15 protein-coding genes are annotated in these 16,434 nt (G+C 66.1%); 7 read left to right on the forward strand and 8 right to left on the reverse strand.

Annotated features, from left to right (window positions below; all coding sequences use genetic code 11):
- Position 1: 1 nt before the first annotated feature.
- Positions 2–1,177: a hybrid sensor histidine kinase/response regulator gene (locus tag C0481_RS03835; RefSeq protein ID WP_293400854.1), complete on the forward strand. Its 1,176-nt coding sequence runs from the start codon at positions 2–4 to the stop codon at positions 1,175–1,177.
- A 97-nt stretch (positions 1,178–1,274) separates the two neighbouring features.
- On the forward strand, positions 1,275–1,874 hold the full coding sequence (locus tag C0481_RS03840; protein WP_293400856.1) for a hemerythrin domain-containing protein: 600 nt from the start codon (positions 1,275–1,277) through the stop codon (positions 1,872–1,874).
- Between the two features lie 18 nt (positions 1,875–1,892).
- On the opposite strand, the gene C0481_RS03845 is transcribed toward C0481_RS03840, so the two are convergent.
- Positions 1,893–2,081, reverse strand: coding sequence for a DUF3008 family protein (locus tag C0481_RS03845; RefSeq protein WP_293400858.1), 189 nt, complete (start codon positions 2,079–2,081; stop codon positions 1,893–1,895).
- Between the two features lie 107 nt (positions 2,082–2,188).
- Entirely contained in the window at positions 2,189–2,521 is a 333-nt protein-coding gene (locus C0481_RS03850; RefSeq protein WP_293400860.1) for a hypothetical protein, read from the reverse strand.
- 146 nt (positions 2,522–2,667) lie between these two features.
- Here C0481_RS03850 and C0481_RS03855 point away from each other — a divergent pair, with 146 nt between their 5' ends.
- Positions 2,668–4,056, forward strand: coding sequence for a L,D-transpeptidase family protein (locus C0481_RS03855; protein ID WP_293400862.1), 1,389 nt, complete (start codon positions 2,668–2,670; stop codon positions 4,054–4,056).
- Between the two features lie 488 nt (positions 4,057–4,544).
- On the opposite strand, the gene C0481_RS03860 is transcribed toward C0481_RS03855, so the two are convergent.
- The 4 genes from C0481_RS03860 to C0481_RS03875 form a co-directional block, all read right to left on the reverse strand.
- Positions 4,545–6,050 carry an HWE histidine kinase domain-containing protein gene (locus tag C0481_RS03860; RefSeq protein WP_293400864.1) on the reverse strand — a complete coding sequence of 502 codons (1,506 nt, stop codon included), beginning with the start codon at positions 6,048–6,050 and terminating at the stop codon, positions 4,545–4,547.
- Between the two features lie 169 nt (positions 6,051–6,219).
- Positions 6,220–6,672 carry a response regulator gene (locus tag C0481_RS03865; RefSeq protein ID WP_293400866.1) on the reverse strand — a complete coding sequence of 151 codons (453 nt, stop codon included), beginning with the start codon at positions 6,670–6,672 and terminating at the stop codon, positions 6,220–6,222.
- A gap of 9 nt (positions 6,673–6,681) precedes the next feature.
- On the reverse strand, positions 6,682–7,443 hold the full coding sequence (locus tag C0481_RS03870; protein WP_293400868.1) for a Crp/Fnr family transcriptional regulator: 762 nt from the start codon (positions 7,441–7,443) through the stop codon (positions 6,682–6,684).
- A complete protein-coding gene (locus C0481_RS03875) occupies positions 7,440–8,456 on the reverse strand; it encodes an HWE histidine kinase domain-containing protein (protein WP_293400870.1) in 1,017 nt (338 codons plus the stop codon). The genes C0481_RS03870 and C0481_RS03875 overlap by 4 nt, the downstream gene beginning before the upstream one ends.
- Positions 8,457–9,021: 565 nt before the next feature.
- Here C0481_RS03875 and C0481_RS03880 point away from each other — a divergent pair.
- Both C0481_RS03880 and C0481_RS03885 read left to right on the forward strand, forming a co-directional pair.
- The gene (locus tag C0481_RS03880; RefSeq protein ID WP_293400872.1) at positions 9,022–10,827 is read left to right on the forward strand and encodes a calcium-binding protein; all 1,806 of its coding nucleotides are present in this window, start codon (positions 9,022–9,024) and stop codon (positions 10,825–10,827) included.
- Between the two features lie 512 nt (positions 10,828–11,339).
- Positions 11,340–12,770 (forward strand): amidase, encoded by a 1,431-nt coding sequence (locus tag C0481_RS03885; protein ID WP_293400874.1) that lies wholly within the window; start codon positions 11,340–11,342, stop codon positions 12,768–12,770.
- A 105-nt stretch (positions 12,771–12,875) separates the two neighbouring features.
- On the opposite strand, the gene C0481_RS03890 is transcribed toward C0481_RS03885, so the two are convergent.
- On the reverse strand, positions 12,876–13,502 hold the full coding sequence (locus C0481_RS03890; protein ID WP_293400876.1) for a tyrosine-type recombinase/integrase: 627 nt from the start codon (positions 13,500–13,502) through the stop codon (positions 12,876–12,878).
- A gap of 201 nt (positions 13,503–13,703) precedes the next feature.
- A complete protein-coding gene (locus tag C0481_RS03895; protein ID WP_293400878.1) occupies positions 13,704–14,618 on the reverse strand; it encodes a transporter in 915 nt (304 codons plus the stop codon).
- 257 nt (positions 14,619–14,875) lie between these two features.
- Here C0481_RS03895 and C0481_RS03900 point away from each other — a divergent pair, with 257 nt between their 5' ends.
- Both C0481_RS03900 and C0481_RS03905 read left to right on the forward strand, forming a co-directional pair.
- Positions 14,876–15,496: a DUF202 domain-containing protein gene (locus C0481_RS03900; RefSeq protein ID WP_293400880.1), complete on the forward strand. Its 621-nt coding sequence runs from the start codon at positions 14,876–14,878 to the stop codon at positions 15,494–15,496.
- Positions 15,497–15,531: 35 nt separating this feature from the next.
- Positions 15,532–15,885: a DUF1622 domain-containing protein gene (locus tag C0481_RS03905; protein WP_293400882.1), complete on the forward strand. Its 354-nt coding sequence runs from the start codon at positions 15,532–15,534 to the stop codon at positions 15,883–15,885.
- The last annotated feature ends 549 nt before the right edge of the window (positions 15,886–16,434 follow it).

Raw genomic sequence — 16,434 nt, forward strand, 5'->3', positions numbered from 1 at the left:
CATGCAGCCCGTCAAGTTCCTGCTGGTCGACGACCTGGAAGAGAACCTCATCTCGCTCGAAGCGCTGCTGAGGCGCGACGGACTTGAGTGCCTCACGGCCCGTTCCGGCGAGGAAGCGCTCGAGCTGCTGTTGGTGCATGACTTCGCCCTGGCGCTGGTCGACGTCCAGATGCCGCACATGGACGGCTTCCAGCTCGCCGAATTCATGCGCGGCGCGGCGCGCGCGCGCCATGTGCCGATCATCTTCCTGACCGCCGGCAGCGCAGATGGGCGACGGCGCTTCCGCGGCTATGAGGCCGGCGCGGTCGACTTCATCCAGAAGCCGATCGAGGCCGACATCCTGCGCAGCAAGGCCAACGTCTTCTTCGATCTCCACCGCCAGCGGCAGCAGCTGGCCGATCAGCGCGATCAACTCCAGGCGCACGCCAAGGCGCTGGAGACCATGGAGCAGCTGACGCGCCGCCAACTCGCTCATGAGCAGGAGACCGCGCGCCTGCGCGAGCAGTTCATCGCCGTGCTCGGCCACGACCTGCGCAATCCCCTCGCCTCGATCGGCGGCGCGGCCCGCCTGCTGCGTAAGGAGCCGCTGAGCGACAAGGGACAGAACGTCATCCGGCTCATGGAATCGAGCACCGACCGGATGGCCGGGCTGATCGACGACGTGATGGACTTCGCGCGAGGCCGGCTCGGCGGCGGCATCGCCCTCGAGCGCCAGCACCATGACCTCGAGCCGATCCTTCGCCAGGTGGTCGAGGAGCTTGAGGCGAGCCATCCGGAACGCTTGATCGAGTGCGACTTTCAGCTGCACGCCCAGGCGCCGGTCGATCCCGGCCGGCTGAGCCAGCTTGTCTCGAACCTGCTCGCCAACGCGCTGGCCTATGGCGCCGAACAGGCGCCGGTCCGTCTGCGCGCAGCGATGGCCGATCAGCAGCTGACGCTGTCGGTGGCCAACAGCGGCGAGCCGATTCCGCCGGCGACAATGGAGCGCCTGTTCCATCCCTTCGTGCGCGGCGAGGTGCAGCCGAGCCAGGGCGGCCTGGGCCTGGGGCTGCACATCGCCTCGGAGATCGCCAAGGCGCACGGCGGCGAGTTGAGCGCATCCTCATGTCCGCAGGAGACCCGCTTCACGCTCGTCCTGCCGCTGGCGGCGGACCAGGCGTCGCACCTCGGCGCCTAGGACGGGGCCCGTTCCGCCCGCAGGAACTTTTCGCCTGCCACAGCGTACGCCTCAGCAGCCCGGCTCTGGCGGGCGGCACGCAGGAAAGGGCGCGAGCATGGTGCAGGCAGGCGGCAGACTGACAGAAGCGCAGGCCAAGGCCTCTGCTGTGGCCAAGGCCAAGGCGTTGGCCCCGGACCTTGCCGCGCGGCTCGGCAGCACGCCCCGGACCAGCTTCCGCGGCGACCCCGACGTTTTCGGGCGCCTGGTCGAAGATCACGACCGGCATCGCGCCCTGCTCGCAATGATCGAGGAAACCCAGGGTGCCTCCGCCGAGCGCCGCAAACTCTTCGAGGAGCTCGTCCGCGAGCTGAAGGCCCACGCCGCGGCCGAGGAGCAGGCTCTGTGGTCGAGCGTACTGCGCGATCCGCAGACCACCGACTTCGCGCGGCATGCCATCGCCGAGCACAAGGAGATCGAGGACATGCTCGCCGACCTCGCCGCGCGCGACATGTCATCGCCCGGGTGGCTGCGACGGTTCGCCGGCCTCAAGGCCGAGTATCTGCATCACATCCGCGAGGAAGAGCAGGAGCAGTTCGTGGCCGCCGAAGCGCAGCTGAGCGACAGCGACCGGAAGCACATGCGAGGGGTATTCGAACGGCGCAAGAAGGCCGAGAAGGCCGCCGCCGAGATCGAGCGGAAGATCAAGCTCAGCTGACGGGCTCGGCTCCCGCGGTCAGTGCGCCTTCCGGACGTGTTCGGGCTTACCCTTGCGCTTGGTCGAGGCCATCTTCTCCAACTCGGTCTCGCTCATCGACATCATCGATTTCGAGGCGCCCTTCAGCTTGCCCTTGGGGGTTTCGCCCCGCTTGGCGGAGAGGGCTGCCCCCGCCGCCTTCTGCTGCGCCGCTGACTTGGCTGGCATGTGACACCTCCTGGACGGATGCGGGGAAAACGCGCCGCTGCGCCAGGCGATCCGACACGGGAGGCTTGGGCTCGGCGCCTCCAGCGCGAGCTGCGGCGGCGCTTCCTCTAGGTCCGGCGCGGGCCGCTTCCCGGAGGCCGCTGCACAAGACCATTGCGTCCGACCAACGCCGGGACGTCGCACTCCCCGCCATGACTGAGGTCTGCGACACGCGCAGGGTCGGGAGACCACATAGGCGCGCCGGAAGACTCCAGCGCCGCCAGGGCGCGCCGTTCGAAATGCCGATGCAGCACGCCGAACGCAGCGGCGGCCTGTTCGTCTTCGGAAGCGTTGGGTTGGATCTTCGTGCGCGCGCCAAGGCGCAGCCCGACGACGAACGCGACCACGCCAACGGCGAACAGCCCAAACAGGTAGCCCAGAACGGCAGGCGAAATGTCCATCGGCGTCTCCTCGCCCCTCAGATGGGAACCTCGCCCCCGCCATTTCAAGTCGCCCGACCATGCAGCGCAAGCGCCGCCTTGGGCGTTCAGGCTGCTCCCAGTAGGAGTTCCGCGTGCGCCCAGGCCAGTTCGTCGCCCCGCTTTTCTTGTCCCTCGCCCTTCTCGGCTGCAACGCCAAGCCGCCTCCCGACCGATCCGCAACGCTCGAAGCCCCGCCGTGGGATGCGGGCCTCACCCGTCAACTGAGCGAGGCCATCGACAAGCGCCGCGCGCACGGCCTGGACAGACTGGCCTTCGACGCTCCCAAGGCCGGTCAGGACGACGCGGCCCTGACAAAGACCGCCCTTGCCTACGCCTCGGCCCTTGCGCGCGGCGCCAGCGATCCGCACAAGCTCTTCGAGATCTATACCTTGCCCCGCCCTGACCCTGACCTGCAGCGCGAGCTGGCGCAGGCCATGTCCGAACGGAAGGTCGGCGCCTGGTTGGAGGCGCTGGCCCCGCAGGACGAGAACTATCGCAAGCTGTCGCAGGCCTACCTGGCGCTGGGCGAAGGCGCGCCGGCCGCCGGACCGGACATCGCCAGGACATCGACGTCGATCCGCCCAGGCCAGTCCGACGTGCGCATTCCGGCTGTGGCCGCCCAGCTTGTCGCTCTCGACTACCTGGAGGCGCGCCAGGCGGGCGGCCTTGCCTATTCAGGCCCGATGGTCGCAGCGGTCCGGCGGATGCAAGGCGACTACGGCATCGAGGCCGACGGCGTGCTAGGCGGTCGCACGCTCGAAGCGCTCAGCCTCACCGATGAGCAGCGCGCCGCGCAGATCGCCGCCAACATGGAGCGCCTGCGATGGCTCGAGCGCGAGCCGCCCGCGACACGCATCGACGTCAACATCGCCGCGGCGCGTCTCACCTACTGGCAGGACGGCGCGGCGATCGACAGCCGGCGGGTGATCGTCGGCGAGCCGGATACCGCGACGCCTCAGCTCGCGTCTCCCATCAAGCGCCTCGTCGCCAATCCGAGCTGGACCGTGCCGCGCTCCATCGAACGCAAGGAACTCGCCAGCAAGGGCGAGGACTATCTTCGCCGCAACAACATGGCCTGGAAGGACGGCTGGATCGTGCAGTCTTCAGGGCCCGCCAACTCCCTCGGCCTGGTGAAGTTCGACATGGCCAACGAGCACGCCATCTATCTGCACGACACTCCGGCCAAGCAGCTCTTCGGCGAGGTGCAGCGTCAGCGCAGCCATGGCTGCGTGCGGGTTGAGGACGCCCTTGGCTTCGCGGAGATCATCGCCGCTCAGGAAGGCGTCGGCGACGCATGGCGGCGAGCACGTTCCGAAGGTCGGGAGCAGAACGTCGCCTTGCCCAATCCTATTCCCGTCCGGCTCCTCTATCAGACCGTGCTCTTCAACGAGGGCGGCCAGGCGATCGTGCGGGCCGATCCCTACGACTGGAACACCAGGGTCGCCCGGGCGCTCGGATTTGGGCAGGGCGAGGCGCTGCTGGCGAAGTCACGCGGGCCCGAGCCTGGGCCGTGATGGGCGGGACGCGTCAGGCGCCTTGAGGCTCACTGATGCTGGAAACAACCCCAGCAACCGCGGCCCGCACCAGAGTTCGCATTGGTGAGGAATCTCCGCCAGGAAGACTGCGGCGATAGCCTCCAGGTCAGTCTCGAAGTCGACCTCGAGCTCGCCGATCAGCAGGCCGATCGTATCGACGACGATGACCCGGTAGGCCGTCATATGAGCGCGCGCCGGCGGCGCCCGCTCGGGTCCTGGATCAGCAGCGAGCAGGCGCGCCCCGTGCAATCTCCCAGTTCAGTATTCTACGGCCGCCCCTCAGCGCGTCTTCGATCGAGGCATAGCGGCCCCACCGCCCGCTTCCGGCAAGCAGACTCCAGCCGTGAATGGAGCGAATGACGACAATTTCGGTGCTGGCGGGCATCTGTCGGCTCTCCACACCCCGAAAAAAGACTGCGGCCGCGAAATCGCCGGCGCATTTGCAAATGATAGGGGCCAGCTAGCAGCTAGCTGGCCAGTCGATCATCCGGCAGACAGCGATCCAGCGCCGCCGAGAGATGGATCTGCAGGCCTTCGGGGCGCCAGACCTGCTGCAGATCGCCGCCGAGCTGGGCGACGGCGGCCCGGCTGAGGCGGCTGCCGAAGCCGGCGGAAGGCTCTGCGGCGACGACCGGACCGCCCGTCTCCTCCCAGTCCAGTTCCAGGTCCTGCTGGGTGAGCCGCGTCGCGATGCTGACCTTGCCGCCGGCCCGCGACAGCGCCCCGTACTTGGCTGCATTGGTCGCCAGTTCATAGAGCAGGATCGCAAAGGAGGTGGCCGCCTCGCCGTCCAGGGGCAGGTCCTGGCCGACGATGTCCAGCTGCCCTTCAAGGCCACGGCGGTAAGGCGCGAGGATGGCCCGGATCAGATCATGAAGCCTCGCTGCGCCTGCGCCCTCGCCGTCCTTGCGCATGGTCAATGCATGAGCCGCCGCCAGGGCCGCGAGCCGCTCTTCCAGGTCACGGGCCAGCCCCGCGCGGTCTCCCGGCTCGCGCGCGCTGAGCCGAACCATGCTGCTCGTCAGGCTAAAGAGATTGCGGACGCGGTGATCCATCTCACGCAGGAGAAGCTCCTGACGCTCCAGCGCCTGCTTACGTTCGGTGATGTCGATGCCGATGCCGACCCGACTTCCGTCCGAGAGCCGGATGTTGGCCCAGCTGCTTTCGAGACGTCGCCCATCGCGCGCCACCATGGCGACATCGAACCACCCTGGTTCGCAGCGATCCATGTTGCCGCGGACCCGGGCGCGGACCGCCGGATCGGGAAAGAGCTCGCTCATCAGATCTGCCGAAGCGGCTTCGGTGCTCGTCCAGCCGAGGGTGCGCGTGAACTGCCAGTTGAGACGCAGCCGCCCTGTCTTTGGCTCGAACAGCTTGATCATCACGGGGATGTTGTCGAAGACGGCGCCGAACTGCTCGGCGCTGCGCCGGGCGCGGTCCTCGGCGCGATGGCGCTCAAGCGCAAAGCCGAGTTGGCGCGCGATGGTGAGCGCCAGCCGGGTCTCGACCTCGCCGAAGTCGTGCGGCGCCGGACGATACACCATGAACTTGCCGATCACGCCGCCGCTAACGGTCAGCGGCACAAACGCCAGCGCGCCGATGCCTTCGGCGCGTATCGTCGCCTTGATGTCGTCGGCCTCTTCCGAGCTATTGATGTCGCCGATCGTGATCGGCGAGGCGCCCTCCTCGCCTGGACGCCAGGGCGTGTGGCCCTCCACCGCAGAACGGTACTGATCCGACAGCCCGCGCCAGGCGACGAAACGCATGACGCCCAACTCGTCAAACAGCAGGATCGAAGCGCGCGGGCAGCCCAGTCCGAGTTCGATGGCGTCGAGCGCAGCCTCGAAGATGTCGGCATGGCTCCCCGCTCTCAGCAGCCGATCCGTCAGGTCATAGAGCGCCTGTAGCGCCTCTAACTCGCTGACGGGCGACGCGGGTGGAGCGCCTGCGACGGCTACGCCGCCGCCGTTCATCTGCCGAGCGCTCACCGAAACCTCCAGGGCCGATCGCAGCAGTATGACGTCGTCGAGCAGGGCTCGCGCATTCACCAATGTTAAGTCGGCGTGCGCGGTTCCTCTCGGGCGGCGGCGTCGACTACACGATTGATTGTGCGCCCAGGAGCCTGCGCTGGCAGCAGCGTCCTCAGGCCGTTTCGGCGTCGTCAGCGAGCAGGCCGCCCAGCACGCGGCGCGGCTCGAACGGCTTCTCGTACAGCGGCACTTCGCCAAATCGGCGAGGCAGCATGGTCTTGGGATAGCCGGTCACGAAGGCGAAGCGCACGCCCCGCGCCAACAGCAGATCGGCCACCTCGTAGCTGAGCTGGCCCTGCAGATTTATGTCAAGGAGCGCCGCGTCGATCGCCTGGCCGCTTTCGACGTGGGCCAGGGCCAATGGGACGCTTGGCGCCGGGCCGATGACAACGCAGCGCGCGGCCTCCAAGACCCTGACGATCTCGCTAGCCAGCAGCCAATCGTCTTCGACCACGAGCACGCGCCGCCCGGCCAGCCCGGCGAGCGCCGCTTCCCCGTCCTGTCGATTTCCCCCGTCGTCGGTACGCACGAGGCGACCATTGCCGCCGAAGTCCGGCGACGACATTCACCCATGTTAATGACGGAAGCGATGGCGCTCCTCGGAGGGTTGCGGCGCCTTGTAGTCGGCGATCGCCGCCAGGGCGCCTGGATCGCGCAGGTGGGCCTTTCCGGCCTGGAGTTCCAGAAGCCGTTCGCGGCGCAGCTGCTGCAGGATGCGGTTGACGTGGACGATGCTCAGGCCCGTCGCGTCGGCCAGGGTTTCCTGGGTCATCGGCATGGCGAAATGGGTCTCGCTGGCCATGCCAACGAGCGTCAGACGATCGCGGAGCTCGAGCAGCAGGTGGCACAGCCGCTCGTAGGCCGTCTGACGGCCCAGCCGCATGATCTGCGACAGCAGGTAGGCCTCGCCCAGGCTGGAGGCGACGTGCACGGCCTCGCGCAGGTCGTTCCACCGATCGTCGTCGCTGAGCAGGGCCCGCTGCACCGGACCGGCGTCGATGTACTGCAGCGGCGTCAGCGCCACGACGGTCGACAGGGCCAGCGGATTGGGACGCATGCAGACGCCCAGGCCCTCGCCCGGCAGCAGGAAATTGAAGATCTGGCGACGGCCGTCCGGCAGCCAGCGCACCTTGGCCGCCCAGCCGCTGAGCAGGTAGCGCGGCCGCTCCATTGTATCGCGCTCGGTCACCAGCTCGGCGCCAGCCGGCAGCGATTGGACGTCGGAGAGGCTGGCGAACAGAGCTTCGGCGTCCTCGCCGAGCTGAGCGATGGCTTTCAGTCGCTGGATGACGATGCCGGCGCGGGGACCTGGCGGCTGGTTCAGGAAGAGGCTCACGGGCGGCTCTCCCCCGTCGACAGCGGGATATCCAGTTCGCAGCGCACGCCGCCCGGTTCGAGCTGGAACGCCGTCCGCGCCTCCAGCTGATAGGGAAGGCCCTGCTCCACGAGCTGGCGGCCGAAGCCGCTGCGCAAGGGATTGGCCGCCAGGGCCGGGACCCCGCTTTCGCGCCAGCTCAGCCGAAGCCGCTCGCCCCCCTCCCCGCGCGAGACGTCCCACGCGACGATCACCTTGCCGCCCTGCGCCGACAGCGCGCCGAACTTCATGGCATTGACCGCCAGCTCATGGAGGGTCAGCGCCAGGTACTCCGCCGCCGGCCCGTGCAAGCGCACCGCCGGCCCGGCCACGTCCACCTGCTCATCCTCGGCCGCGACCTGCAGCAGCTCTTCGCGGACCATTTCCTCGACGTCCAACCCCTCGTCGACCCGTCGCACAAGGGCGCTCTGGACGCGCGCGAGCGCGTTCAACCGCCCATCGAAATGCGAGAAGTAGCCCGCCAGATCGCTCGAATTCTCAAGCGTGCGCCGCGCCAGCGAGCGGACCATGGCCATGACGTTCTTCACCCGATGCTGGAGCTGAGCCAGCAGCCAGGCGCCGCGCAGCTCCTCGGCCCGGCGCAGCGTTTCGTCCGCGATGACGCCGACGACCTGCACGGGCGCCCCAGCGGCGTCCCGCAGCACCCGGAAGCGCTTGACGATGTAGCGCTCGGCGCCGTCCAGGCGCCGGTAGCGGAACGCGGCCTCGCAGTCGATCAGGCTGGCGTCGACGAGGATCTGCTCCTTCAGCACCAGCAGTTCGGCGCGGTCTTCGACGTGGACGCCCTCCAACCAGTCGGTCCACGCCATGGCCGGACCGACGCCATAGATTTCGCTCGCGCGGTCCGAGAAGCTCACCCAACCCGATTGCAGATCGCGCTCGAAGGTTCCCAGCCCGGCGATCTCCATCGCCAGTTCGGCCCGAGCCTCGGCGACAACCGGATCGTTGGCCGCGATCAACGCGCTGTTGCGCAACCTAAATCCCTCCCTGTCCCTCGCCGTAAACCGGATGGCGATCGACCTTCACCCGGCATCGCCGTCACGGCGCGCCGCCCGTCCATTCTACGGCGCCTCGCACACGAACATCCCCACATTTGATAGTCTGACGCTCTGCGACGCAGTTCCGCTTAGCCGCCGCCCCGAGTGGGACGAGAGACCCGCTCCCTTGGAAGGGAGCGGGTCACGGCTCGACGCCAGGGATTGAGGAGGGGTCGCCGGACCGCCAGAGGGAACGGTAGGCGCAGCGGCCGACTGTCGACATCAACATTTGATAGAGCGGCCCGTCCGGTCCGCAACGTCGCAATAGCGCCAGTAACGGACGTTGGCGTTTCTCCGCGAAGCGGACATTTGAGAGCCCCTCCCAGACCGCAAAGCCAGCGCCTAAAGGGGACGCCAACGGCGCGGCGTTTCGAACGGCGCTCGCCCGGCAGCTGAGCGATCTCTCGGCGCGCGTTGACGTAGCGGGCCCGTTAACCCATCGTCGCCTTTGCGGCTCAGGTGTTTAGGGCCGGTCTTCGAGCGTTGGGGGGCGCTTGGGCCGATGTCGACCTATGTCTTCGAAACCATCACAGCGGCGCAGGCGCTGGCTTTCGACCGCGCCAACGACACCCTGGTCTTTTCGCTTCCGACCGCCACGGGGGCAGGCATGCGGGTCACATTCAACGCGGCGACAACGACGGAGCCGGCCTCGCTGTCGGTGCTCTCCATCCCAGGCGGCCGGACCGTCGTTTTTGGGGTCGGCCTGGCCGGCGGCGCTGATGTCATCTTCCCTGACGGGTCGGCCTTCGCGATCGGCATTCCTGGCGCCGGCTCCCTCAGGGGCGGACCCAAGGGCGATGGACTGGCGGGCTCCGGCCTGTCCGATCTCCTCGACGGCGCTGGCGGCGACGACGTCCTGGGCGGCGGTGACGGCGCCGACAGCCTGGTTGGCGGGGACGGCAGCGACCTGTTTATCGTCGAGGCGGGTGACTCGCCTGCGGCCGTCGGCCAGATGGACGTCGTGCTCGACTGGGCCCCGCAGGACCGCCTGAGTTTCCTAAGGCCCGCCGGGTCGGAGACAAACTACCTTGAGGCGACCGCGAGCTCCTTCGCCGGGGCCCGATCGCTCGCCGACGCCCAGATCGCGAACGGCTCTATCGACTACGTGGCAGTGCAGGTTGGAAGCGACGTCATCGTCTTCGCCGACAGCGAGGCCGATGACCGGACGGCGGACGATGCGGTGATCCTTCGCTCTCGGACGCTAGACGCAATCGACGCGTCGAACATTGTCGCGACGGTGACCGCCTCGCGCGCCACCGGGGCCCTGGCGCCCACCGGCGGCGGCGTCACGGCCACCATCTCGGGAAACCTCGACAACGCCCACATCTCGCACCTGCTGGGCGCGGACATCGACCTCGCGACATCGACCCACCTTGTCCTAAAGGGGCTCCTCGCGACGGCGGACCTCGTGGGGGTCGGCCTGGTCTACGACGCCAACGAGCAGCTCGCAGGAGGAACGGTCACCGAGCTCACGTTCGCGGACCTCGGCTCTCCGGTCGGCGTCATCCGCGGTCAGTTCACCGGCCTTTCCTTGCCGGCGGCTGGGATCGGAGCCTGGGTAACGACCGACGCCACCCAGGCCGCATTCGCGACCATCCTGGCGGGGAGCGATACAGTCAGTGGCGGCCCGGGCGCGGACCTTCTGCGGGGCTATGACAGCGACGACGTGCTGGCCGGCGTCGGCGGCCGCGACACCATCTGGGGCGGCAATGGTGATGACACCATCTCCGCGACTCTGCCTCCTGGCGCTGCGGACACAGGCCAGGGACAGACCTACCTACGCGGTGAAGCGGGCGATGATCGCATCCAGGGCGGCTCGGGCTTCGACGACATTCACGGCAACACGGGGGCCGACACCGCCGCCGGCGGGGCTGGCGACGACTGGGTTGTCGGCGGCCAGGACAACGACCTGCTGACCGGCGACGGCGGCGCGGACATCGTCTACGGCAACATCGGCGCAGACACCTGCCAAGGCGGTGACGGTAACGACACCGTCCGCGGAGGCCAGGACAACGACATCGTCCTAGGCGGCGCGGGAGACGACTACGTCTCGGGCGACAGGGGCGACGACGTCGTCACCGGCGGCGCCGGGGCCGACCTCTTCCATACTTTCGGCGACGCAGGCCTGGACCGGGTGACAGACTTCAACCGGGCTGAAGGCGACCGCGTAATGCTGGATCCAGGGACGACGTACACCGTGGCGCAAGTTGGAGCCGACACAGTCATCACCATGGGCCTGGGCGGGCAAATGGTGCTGGTCGGAGTTTCACTGTCGTCGCTGACCGGCGGTTGGATTTTCGTGGGCTGACGCACGCCGGCCGTGAGCCCGGTTTAGCCGTGCATGCGACCTCAAGGTCGGGCCTGCGCCATGTGTGGGCGTCGGCATCGCGCCATCAGCGGAAGTTGGGTCGCGGCCGAAAGCGGACTAAATGAGGTCCGCTTGCGGGAGCTTCAGGCTCGACCGCTACCGACCCATAGCGGACATGAGCGGACAGCCCCAAGCCGTCGGTGAGAAGGAGAAGACTGCGCCGCTGTTGTCAGAGCAATTCGTTTCATCGATACGGCCAATATGAACGCGCTCAGCCCGGCCCAGCTGAACCATGCATTTGAGAGCAGCCAATCTGGCCGTGGGTTTCACCTGGTGTCGAGCTTCGCGGCTTACACGCAATCGAGCGGCGCCGTGGTCTGCGATGTCGAGGGCTGAGCCAGATCCGGGGCGCTGCCCATGCGTAGCTGGTTGCAGTCACGCTAGTTTCCCCCTTCGGAAACCTGAGGGCAGCCCGCGAGTTCAAAAAATCTCATTTCTGGAGCCTTATACATATGCCCGAGAAGTCCCCGTTGGAGCTTGATCTAAGAGAACTATCCCGGGCAATCACCGAACGTCGCTGGAGCGCCCGTGACGTTATCGAGGCTTCCTTATCCCGAGTGGCGACGCTCGACCGTGATTTGCATGCCTTCTGCACGCTTGACGATACGGCAATGGCGCAGGCCGAGGATATCGACCGTCGCCTTGGCGCGGGATTGCCGGTTGGTGCGCTGGCAGGCGTTCCGGTCGCGGTGAAGGATCTGATCTGCACAAAGGATTTGCGGACAACTTTTGGCTCGCGCATCTACGCTGACTTTGTTCCCGAGCAAGATGACATCGTGGTCGAGCGCCTCAAGGCGGCGGGAGCGATCATTGTCGGCAAGACGAACACGTCAGAGTTCGGCTACGGTGGCATCGGTCACAACCACGTTTTTCCCACAACGCGGAATCCTTGGAACACGGCTCTGACGCCTGGGGGCTCCAGTGCCGGTTCGGCAGCGGCAGTCGCAGCTCGGATGGTTCCTCTGGCCTTGGGAAGCGACGGCGGGGGGTCGATACGCATCCCTGCATCCTTATCTGGCGTCTTCGGAATGAAGCCCTCTTGGGGACGTGTCCCACTGTTTCCGGGGTGCAGGGACGAACGCTATCCCGGTCAGTCTGGCTGGGAGTCGCTTGAACATATTGGTCCGCTGACCCGCACCGCAGCCGACGCAGCACTTGCTCTGTCGGTCATCAGCGGCCCTTCATCTCTCGACAGGCATTCAATTCCGTCTCAGGCCGAGGCTTGGATTTTGAAGGACCTTGGGACGATGAAGGGCGCTCGTATCGCCTACACCAGTGATCTTGGCTTTGCAGTCGTCGATCCCGAGGTGCGCGCTGCATTCGAGGATGCCATCAAGCAATTGGAGAGAGTGATAGGCTCTGTTGAATGTGCTTATCCTGCCGTTGGTAACACCGAAGGCCTTCTCGACACGCTCGTCGCTCTTGAAACGGATCGGGCCGGACTAAAGGCCATGGCATCTGATCGAGGTATCAAACTGGATGGGTGGATTGGAAGTATTCTTGACCGCACGTGGAGTGCAGACCAGTTCACCGCAGCGCTCATGGAGCGGAAGCGAATTGCTAACATTACCGCTCAGTTCATGGGCGAATTCGACTTCCTCTTGACGCCCTCTACCGCAACCGGCGCCTTCGCAGCGGACACATACGGCCCTGTGGAAATAGCGGGGCGTTCACTTCCACCGTCCGCATGGGTTCCCTTTTCCGCCCTCGCAAACTTCACTGGCCTGCCGGCGGCTTCGGTTCCAATTGGCTTTACAGCCGATGGCCGCCCAATCGGGCTCCAGATCATGGGACGACATCTGGACGACAGGGGGGTGCTTTCCTTGTCTGCTGTGATCGAGATGCTCTTTCAGCATGACCGCTGGCCTGGCTCACCGCTGTGAGCTTGCCGTAGTCGGGCTTTCGCCTCTCACGCGGGCATGTGGAAGGTCACCTTACCACCCTGCCCTGACGTAGGGCGGGTCCGCTCGCCGGGCCCGCCAAGTCGCTTAGAGCTCGACCTGCTCAGAGATCGAGAGGGCGTCGTCCACCTCGATGCCGAGGTATCTGACCGTACTCTCCAGCTTGCGGTGGCCGAGAAGCAGCTGACAGGCCCTGAGGTTGCCGGTCTTCTTGTAGAGTAGCGCTACCTTGGTGCGACGAAGACTGTGGGTGCCGTAGGCCGCTGATTCCAGTTCGATCAGCCGAACCCAGCTGTCGACAAGTCGCGCATACTGTCGCGTGGTCATGTGGCGGCCGGGCCGGGTTCGGCTGGGAAACAGCCAATCGTCTGCTCGAACACCCCTGACCGGCAGCCAATCTTCGATCGAACTACTGGTCGGCTCGGTGATCTCGAAGGGCACTGGGAGACCGGTCTTCTGCTGGACGACCGTTGAGCGGGTACGAAGTACGCCGCCTGGCGCTACATCGCTAACTCTGAGGCGGACCAGGTCGCAGGCTCGCAGCTTTGAATCGAGAGCGCAGTTGAACAGCGCCAAGTCGCGGCAGCGCCGCACGCCTTTCAACTCCTGCCGGATCGCCCAGACGTGCTTTGGCTTTAGCGGCGCCTTTGGGCCGATCAGTCGGCTGGCGTTCCAGGGCCTGCTTGGTGTGCGGAATAGGTCGGGCTGGCTCATGGCCACCTCCATTGAGGCAGCCCCGACGTCACAACGGGTGAACAGCTATCGACCGCGTCGCGCCAATAGGAGACCTAGGCGTCAGCGCGGATAGCGGAACTAGCGAATGGTCCGCTTGAGGGAGCGCGGCGCTCGTCGGGATCCGACCCTTAGCTGACGTTCAATTCAGCGCGGGCTGGCGCGAGACGATCATCGCGACAGCTAGTCGAACCACAGAGCGCGCCAGCTAAGCGCGAATGAGGTGAAATCGCCGCCGTATCTGGTTAGGGTGCCCTGGGAGTAGCTGAAAAGAAGGGATTGGCGCTGGGCGATCGGGACCGACACGGTCGCACCGATCCGGGCGTTCTCCTGCCTATTGGCCTCAAGACGCCCGCCGACGACTGTGTCGCCGCCTACGTAGTAGGTGGTGTTCAACGCGGCCCAGAGGCCCGGCTTGAACGTATAGCTGATATGGGCCTGGAACGTGCCCATCGGCCTTCTCTCCTGTCGAAGGCCCAGGAAATTCTCATTGTCGCCGTACAGCCAGACGCCCGCATAGGCGTCTACTTGCCAGCGACCAAAGGGCGCTGAGGCCCCGATCTCAGGTTTAAACGCCCAGCGATTGGCGCCGATGTTGACCAGCTTGTTCGGCATGTATTCGCCGGTCGGAGCGACAGCCAGGAGGCTAACCCCGACAACGGGCTGCGGCTTGCGGTTCGCGAACGGCTCAGGTGAAAGGGCCGGCCCGCCGATCAGCATGGTGCTGAACTTCAAGCGCATGTCGCCCAGTCCCGAGCGGCTTATGGATCGCGACGCTTCACGCAGATTGCCGGTCGCATCGCCCCACATGTACGGGACGGCAATGAGGACGCTCGACTGGTGGCCGCCGATGTCGATCACCTTGCTGTAGGCGATGGTCGCTAGGTTGATGTCAGCCTGCGCGTCCGAGATCGGCGCGCCCGCATCGAACACCACCTCCCCGCTGGATTGCCCGTAAGCAGCGACGACGAAGTTCGTGCCCACCGGCGACGGCGAATAGGAGCGCGGCTCCAACTCCTGTGCGCTGGCGGGCCAAGCCGCGGCGGCGATCGCGGCAAGGCCGCCGATGAACGCCGTCGTGCGTTGGATGCTGAGCATGGAACGCCCCGTCCTGACGATGACGCAGTCTTCGGTGGGCTGTGGTTCGCGGCTATCGGGTGAAACCCTAGGGGCTGCGCCAGCAGTCCGCGGCGGGCCGGCGCGGCTTCAGCAAAGCTCTCGCCATTCGCCCTTGTTCGCCATCCGGAGGGCGCGGGTTTTTGCGGATAGCGGCCCCGCATCAGACCGCCAAGGGTGTCGGCGGGCGGGCACGGCCTGCCCGAAATCTCAAGCTAGGCGTGCCTAAGGAGGCTAAGATGGCGACGACGCCCGACACCAAGCGACCCCCACGTGTTGTCCTGCCGCCGCTGGCTCCGCTCCCCGATGTGAGCGGTCGCAGTGATGAGCAAGCTTCAACCGAATACTCGCACTATCGTACCGGCCTCTCTCGACATCGCACCGACCTGTCGGAACACCGAACGGGCCTATCTGAGTACCGCACGGATCTTTCGGACCACCGGACTGAACTTTCGATGCGGCGCACTGGAATGTCGATCCAGCGCACCAGAATGAGCGCGGATCGCACCTTAATGTCCGTTGTCCGGACGGCGCTCTCGTTGATCGGCTTCGGCTTCACGATCTACCAGGCGTTCGAGAAGCTGCACCGCACCGGAGTGATGGAGCATTCGGAGTCGCCCAGAAACTTCGGCCTCACCCTGATCACCATTGGGGTCATCCTACTTCTCGGCGGCATCATCAACCACGCCCGTTTCGGCTTGGAGCTACGTGGGCTGAGAAGCGCCATGGCGTCTGCGGGCCTAGTCTATGCCGACACGCCCTACCCCGTATCCGTCACGTTCATTTGCGCGCTGCTGCTGTTGATGGCCGGCTTGGCGGCAGCTGCAAGCATCCTCTTTAACTTCGCGCTCTTTGGCTAACGCGCCGGGACGCCCAACGGGAAGGAGACGTTCGCATGGAAGAGCTGCTGAAAGAATTCGCCAGCCACATCGCCCTGGCCGCTGAACTTGTCTGCGTACTCTGCGTCGCGGTCGGTTCGGCTATCGCGCTCGCCCGGGTGGTCCTGGCGCTCGTGCGGGGCCAAGGGACGAACCCTGCAGTTCGCCGCGCTATCTTCGTCGGCTTCGCCGGCTGGATCATCCTCGCTTTAGAGTTCGCGCTCGGCGCGGACATTGTGCGCACCGCCATCACCCCGACCTGGGACCAGATCGGCCAACTAGCCGCCATTGCCGCGATCCGCACGGCGCTGAACTACTTCCTGGAAAAGGACGTGGAGAGCCGCGAGGAGCCAAGGCTCGCTCAAGAGTAGGTCTACTGTGACCCCGGATGGTCACTCCTTATTCTGGAGCGGCGAACTTGCGCGCGTCACATAAATGCAGTTGAGGCCACTCCGCTCAGCAAGAGATCGTGCGGCGTCCAACGCTCCAGCCCAATCATCGGCCCCGATCTCATGGGTGATCAGGCTGCCGCTAACAGTCACGCGACCGTCGCTGCCGTTACGCTCAATAAGCCAGATTGTCAGCACGCTGCTGGCCGGCGGCGTCTCGCCAGTAGGGAGCTGTATAATTTTCGAAGCCGACATTACCGCGCTCGTCGTGGTGGAGCCAATCGCGCCACCCACCCAAACACTGAACGACTAAACCTGGGACGCGAGGGTGCTTAACGACGGTGGCTGTCCGACGTTCCGTGATCGTCGCCGTGGGGGCGACAGCGCCGATATGGCTGATGTGCCGATACACGCTCCGCAAAAGCAAACACCCGGCTGACTCTCGCTTATCAGCCGGGCGCCGCTCGAAGCCGGGGAGCTTCATCCGCGGGAACTGGAGGATCCAGCGGCGCCCAATGGGAGCTCATACCC

This window comes from Phenylobacterium sp. (assembly GCF_013822795.1).
GTDB lineage: Bacteria > Pseudomonadota > Alphaproteobacteria > Caulobacterales > Caulobacteraceae > Phenylobacterium.